At 76.4% G+C, this 3,026-nt stretch carries 2 protein-coding genes and 1 pseudogene; all 3 read right to left on the reverse strand.

Features of this window, described 5'->3' with window-relative positions; all coding sequences use genetic code 11:
* Positions 1-936, reverse strand: a pseudogene (locus tag DKL51_RS29210) (hypothetical protein); the annotation flags it as partial.
* Positions 933-2,111, reverse strand: coding sequence for a glycosyltransferase family 4 protein (locus tag DKL51_RS29215; protein WP_109966507.1), 1,179 nt, complete (start codon positions 2,109-2,111; stop codon positions 933-935). The pseudogene DKL51_RS29210 and the gene DKL51_RS29215, both read right to left, overlap by 4 nt.
* An 11-nt stretch (positions 2,112-2,122) precedes the next feature.
* On the reverse strand, positions 2,123-3,026 hold a 904-nt coding region (locus tag DKL51_RS29220), incomplete at its 5' end, for a glycosyltransferase (RefSeq protein ID WP_124812798.1).

A 3,026-nucleotide genomic window follows, 5' to 3' on the forward strand; every position in this document is an offset into this window, starting at 1 on the left:
GTGCTCAACCGGTCCGGCGGGGCGGCCGGCCGCCCCGCCGGACCGGTTGAGCACCACGGCGGCGACCACGCCACCGGCGACCAGCAGCGCCCCGGACCGGCTGGTGCTCAGGGCGAGGCAGAGGACGCTGGCCAGCCCGCCGGCGTGCCACGAACGGCGGGTCGGCCGGGCGCCCCGGGTCAGCCAGAGCGCGACGTACCCGAGCAGGTACGCCCCGGCGAGGATGCCCAGCTCGGCGTTGAACGAGGTAAGGCCGGGCACCCGGAAGGTGTCGCCGATGTACCGCACGGCGGTGTTCTCCTCGAAGCCCCACTGCACCAGGCGAGCCGGGCCGACGATCAGCTCGGCGACGGAGGCCACCGCGTTCGCGACGAGCAGCCAGGCCAGCACGGTCATCAGCGGGAGGACCTGCCGCAGGGTGAGGGAGAAGAGGACCGCCAGCAGCAGCACCGGCAGCACGGTGAGCCGGACCCCGACCAGGGTCTGCGCCACGCCGTGGTGGGCGAAGCCGATCAGGCTCCACACCGCGACGACGAGGAGCGCGACGCCCGCCCCGGCGAGCTGCCGCCGGGTCCACCGGTGCCGGAACGCGGTCAGCGCGAAGAGCACGCAGATCACGACCGCGGCGGAGAGCCCGAGGGCGTAGTCCCGTCCGCCGAACGCGCCACCGACCGCGCCCTCCACGCCGACGAACCAGAGGCCCAGCGGCGCGTTGAGCACGATGAGCACGTAGCCGAGACCGGCCACCGGTCGGACCGCGACGGCCGCGACGGCCACCAGGACGACCGGCAGCAGCGGGGAGAGGCCGGCCAGCAGGGCGGCGACCATCGCCACGAGCAGCAGCCCGGCGCCGATCATCAGCCGCCGGGACGGCCGGACGGCGAGGAGCCTGCGGCGGGCGGGGGCGGCGGTCGGGTCGCTGGTCTGTGGTGTCATCGCCGGGTCACCTCGGGGGAACGCCGGTCGGCGGTGCGGGCCGCCACGACCGACTGGTAGGTCTGGATGATGGTGTCGACGTGGCGGTCCCAGTCGAGCCGGCGGCCGTCCGCGACGGCCGAGGAGCTCATCGCCGCGTACGCGTCGTCGGGCATCCCGGCGGCGCGCCGGAGCAGGCCGGTCAGCTCTTCCGGCTCGTCGAAGAGCAGGACGGAGCCGTCCGACGCCATGGGCGGGGCGGCGATCGCGCTGGCGATGACGGGACGTCCGGCGGTCAGCGCCTCGGCGCAGACCAGCCCGAACGTCTCCGCGCACCGGCTCGGGAAGACCAGCCAGCCCGCCTCGGCGAAGGCGGCCTCCTTGCCGGCCTCGTCCAGATAACCGAGGTAGCGGACCGAGCCCGTGGTGGCCGCCAGCCGCTCCACCTCGGGCCGCAGCGGGCCGTCGCCGCCGACCAGCAGCGTCCCGCCGGTGGCCGCCCCCACCTCGCGCCACGCGTCGAGCAGCAGGTCCAGGCCCTTGTGGCGGTCGAGGACGCCGAGGTAGAGGAGGACGTCACGCCGGCCGCGTGGCCACACCGACCGGCGGGGCGGGGTCGGCACGGCGAGCGGCACCACCCGGTCGGTGACGCCACCGACGCCGCGCGCGCTGTCCCGGACCCGCCGCCGGGTCCGCTCGGAGGGGAAGAGCAGCACCGCGGGGCGCAGCCGCCGGGTGATCCACCGGGCCCGCGCCGCGAGCAGCCGGTCGAGGGTACGCGAGCGGCCCAGGTTGCCCAGCGCGTTGTTCGGGTCACAGACGGCGTGGTCGTGCACCGAGTGCACCCCCGGGTACGCCCGGAGCAGCCGGCCGACCGGCAGCACGCCGATGCCCTGCCAGTTGTGCACGTGCACCACGTCCGGCCGGATGTCCCGCAGGTCGGTGGGGCGCAGGCCGGTGGGGTCGACGAGGTCCCCCAGGTGGGTGCAGATCCTGCCGAGCCGGGGCAGGTGCCGCCCGAGCCGGGCGGAGAACCGCTCCCGCACCGGCCGGTCGTGCGGCTCCGCGCCGTCGGACGGCCGGCTGTGGACGGTCACCTGGTGGCCTCGGTCGATCAGCGCCCGGGTCAGGTCACGCACGTACCGCTCCGCGCCGCCGCGTACCGCGAAGGAGGAGTGCACCATGGCGATCCGCATCGGCCGCCCCCTCACCCGGCGACCCGGGCGTCGACGCCACGGGATCCGGTCGGTGCCGCGAGCAGGTCGACCAGGTGGGCGGTGGCGGTGCGCCACGAGCGGCCGTGCCAGCCGGGCGCGGCGGGCCTGGCGAGCGCCTCCCCCACCGCGCGGACCAGCGCCTCCGGTGTCCAGGAGGTCATCCGGACGGCCCGACCGTCGGTGGCCTCGTGCAGCGCCGGGTCCGGCGAGATGACCGTCGGGGTGCCGAGCCGCAGCGCCTCGGCGGCCGGCAACCCGTAGCCCTCGAAGTGGCTGGGCATGAGGAAGGCGGCGGCCCCGGCGACGGTGGCGACGTACTGCGGCTCGGGAAGGTGGTCGAGGAAGAGGACCCGCTCCGCCGTGCCGGCGCGGCGCACCGCCGCCTCGTACCGGTCGACCCGGCGACCGCCGGTCAGCACGGCCAGCACGATCCCGGGCAGCTCGGGCAGGGCGTCGAGGGCCAGTTCCACCCCCTTGTGCGGCGCGTGCCCGGCGATCACCAGGTAGCTGCCGCCGCGCCGGCTCAGCTCGGCCAGCGGTGCGGGCGGCTCGCCCGGTACGGCGTCGAGGTCGCTGCCGGGGTGCCAGACCGCGGTCCGCTCCTCGGGCACCTGGTAGAGGCCGTGGAGGTCGTGCCGGGTGCGGGCGCTGACGCAGAGCAGCCGGGCGGACCGGCGTACGGCGGTGCCGTAGCTGACCCGCCGGTACTGGCGTACGGCGGTGGAGAGGTCGCGCGGCCAGAGCCGGAAGGCGAGGTCGTGCACGACGGTGGTGACCGGCAGTCGGCTGCCGAGGATCGCGGCCGACGGGCTCATCGAGAGCACCCGCGCCTGCCGGCCGAGGCGGCCGGTGAGGCCGCGCAGCGTGGCGGCGACCGCGCCGATGGCCGCGGCG

This window comes from Micromonospora globispora (genome assembly GCF_003857015.1).
In the GTDB taxonomy this organism is placed as follows: Bacteria; Actinomycetota; Actinomycetes; order Mycobacteriales; family Micromonosporaceae; genus Micromonospora; species Micromonospora globispora.

Excerpts from the sequence above, each read along its gene's own strand:
- DKL51_RS29215 (WP_109966507.1), bottom strand. The coding sequence starts at position 2,111 with ATGCGGATCGCCATGGTGCACTCCTCCTTCGCGGTACGCGGCGGCGCG.